The organism is Epilithonimonas hominis, assembly GCF_003730015.1.
In the GTDB taxonomy this organism is placed as follows: domain Bacteria; phylum Bacteroidota; class Bacteroidia; order Flavobacteriales; family Weeksellaceae; genus Epilithonimonas; species Epilithonimonas hominis.
The window spans coordinates 1-2,579 of sequence record NZ_RJTU01000041.1 but is presented as its reverse complement, the minus strand read 5'-3'; the positions used below and the strand labels follow the sequence as shown (position 1 = coordinate 2,579).

3 protein-coding genes are annotated in these 2,579 nt (G+C 33.7%); all 3 read right to left on the bottom strand.

The features are described from left to right. Positions 1–11: 11 nt before the first annotated feature. From EGH73_RS06095 to EGH73_RS06085, 3 genes are read right to left on the bottom strand one after another with little or no spacing between them, the layout of a single operon-like run. Complete coding sequence (locus EGH73_RS06095; protein ID WP_148041684.1) at positions 12–518, bottom strand: hypothetical protein; 507 nt, start codon at positions 516–518, stop codon at positions 12–14. A 1-nt stretch (position 519) separates the two neighbouring features. Continuing rightward, positions 520–1,383, bottom strand: a complete 864-nt coding sequence (gene bla, locus EGH73_RS06090) for a subclass B3 metallo-beta-lactamase (protein ID WP_123281112.1) — start codon at positions 1,381–1,383, stop codon at positions 520–522. A gap of 53 nt (positions 1,384–1,436) precedes the next feature. Next, positions 1,437–2,510 carry a diphosphomevalonate/mevalonate 3,5-bisphosphate decarboxylase family protein gene (locus tag EGH73_RS06085; protein WP_123281111.1) on the bottom strand — a complete coding sequence of 358 codons (1,074 nt, stop codon included), beginning with the start codon at positions 2,508–2,510 and terminating at the stop codon, positions 1,437–1,439. Between the last annotated feature and the right edge of the window lie 69 nt (positions 2,511–2,579).

Below are 2,579 nucleotides of genomic sequence, written 5' to 3'. Positions count from 1 at the left end.
TTATCCCGAACTCAGGTTAACTTAGCTTTTATTTCTTGGAAAGGATTAAGTTTGACTTTACCTTTATTTTCAATATTAAATTTTGAAATTTCATTTCTTATTTCATCATAATTAGAATAAAGTTGTCCCGGAATAATGAATTTAACTTTTCTATATTTAATAAACCAAATTGCTTCTATCGGAACATTTCTAGTCATCTCATCAACTAAAATATAATAATCAAAATCCTTTAATTGAAGATTATGATTGAAGATTGGAAAGAAATAATTAACCTCAATATTAGAAGGATAAATCCGGATTGTTTTAAAATATTTAAGAAGATAAATAGGGCTCCACACAAAACCTAAAAGTCCAAAAGGCATCAACATTTTACCATAGATGTTTTCTGACATATAAGTATCGACAAACCCTTTAAAATCAGTAATTATCAATTCTGTCATCTTATAATAGAATATCAGAATAAATGCAAAGCAAAACAATCCTGTAATGAGCATTGGAATTTTGAATTTTGATTTCAAATCAATTTTCTTGTTTTAATTTAGTTAAATAATCATCCTCCAATTCTTTCAGTTGTTTGAAGTAGTTTTCCTTATCCATAAACAATTTAGGATTGTAAACGTCTCCAGATTTACGTTTCTTGTGCAAATCGAATTGGCTTGCGTGCGAAGCAACCCAAACATCAAAATCCAGTTTTTTCATCGCATCCAAAGTGTAAGCATAATCTTTTTGCATAGTTGGATAAGTATGAACATCAGAAAATTTGTGGTCAATGATAATAGACGGCATATTTGCGATGAGAACTTTATAAGTTCTGTCTTTATCTTTTGTTTCGAAGATAAAACTACAAGAACCTTTTGTGTGACCAGGATGATGAAGCAAAGTCAAAGTCGTATTTCCTAATTTGATTTTGTCATTATTTTTCAAAAGAAAGTCTGGCGTCAACGGTTTAAATGTTACACCGTATTTTCCTAATTCGTAATCAGATTTTCCGCCGGATTTCAGTTCTGCTAATTCAGCTTCGTCAACATACAGTTTTGCGCCAGTATCAGTTTTTATATCAGCCATTGCTCCCATATGGTCAAAATGTGCCTGAGTCAAAGTCAAAATTTTGATGTCTTTATATTTGAATCCTAACTTCTCTATATTAGCTTTGATTTGAGGATAAGAATCAGCTAAACCTGTATTAATAAGGACATTTCCTTTGTTTGTTACAATAAGATAAGACGCCAAATCATAAGTCCCGACATAATACAAATTCCCAACAATCCTGAACGGTTCATAAGGTTGCGACCATTTTTCAGGATTGTTTTTCGGTTCTGTCACGGTTTGTGCATTTCCAATGAAAGCAACGATTAGTAGAAATAATATTGTGATTTTTTTCATAATTAATAATATTGATTTTAACTTCTGACTTCTAACACCTAGCTTCTGACTTCTTAAAACCTCATCAAATCTTTCACTACTCCACCTTTCTGAGTCAATGGAATCAGTTCTGTTTTGATGAAATCTGTGATTCTGTCGTTGTCGATATCATTCGGGAAAAGGAGATGAACATTTGCACCTGCGTCTAAAGTGAAAAATAATGATAATCCTGTAATTCTTCTGAAATCCCAAATCTTATTAATAACTTCCAGAGTTCCCGTTTTCATCAGAATAAATGCGGGGTCGCTCATCATCATCATTGCGTGAAGTGTCAAAGCCTCGTGCTCGACCAATTTGATGAAACCTTCCATATCGCCTGATGAAAGAATCGTCTTCAGTTTGGTGAAATTCTCGTGAGCTTCTTGGAAACGTCTTTCTGCATAAGGATTGGTATTCATCAATCCGTGACCAACCGTTGAAGAAACCGATTTCTGCCCCTCGTGAATCAATAAAACCCAATCGTTGAAGTTTTTGAAAATCGGATGAATCTCGTCATTATTATAAGGAACAGCAAACAAATCCGAACTTCCTTCTACTTCTTCGGTTTTTCCCCAAACTACCAAACCTTCGTAAAGACTTCTACAAGCACTTCCACTTCCCAATCTTGCTAAAAAACTAGCTTTTTTCTCTTTTGTCAGGTTGAGGCTCTCGAAGCCTTCTTGATTCTTTTCTGCGAAAATTTCATCTAAGTTCATCAGACATTTTGCAATCGCTCCAAAACCAGAAGCTGAACTTGCAATTCCTGAACTGTGAGGAAATGTGTTTTCGGTTTTGATGATATATTTTCCTTTCAGAATCCAAGGCAGATATGGCTCAATATTTTTGAAATATTTTTCAATTTTCTCAGCGAATTTTTTTTCTTCATTTCCTGATAAAAAAGTCTGAACAGAAAAATCTTCTCCGACAAAAAACTCCATTGTCGTATTGGTTCTGCAATGGTTCAAAGTATAGCTTATACTTGGATTGGCTGGAATTTGATTTTCGTATTTCCCCCAATATTTGATGAGTGCGATATTGGAAGGACAGCTTGCGGAAACGAGTTGATTGGATATCTGGAATTGGGAATTTCCCAAAAATTCTTGAGTCATAGTTTGAATTTTAGCGAATTGCTTTGTTCCGCAAATTTAATTATTTTAAATCATCCTCGTCCGATAAAC

What these genes read in the sequence shown, in the direction of transcription:
- bla (WP_123281112.1), bottom strand. Translation starts at nt 1,383, where the DNA reads ATGAAAAAAATCACAATATTATTTCTACTAATCGTTGCTTTCATTGGA.
- EGH73_RS06085 (WP_123281111.1), bottom strand. Translation starts at nt 2,510, where the DNA reads ATGACTCAAGAATTTTTGGGAAATTCCCAATTCCAGATATCCAATCAA.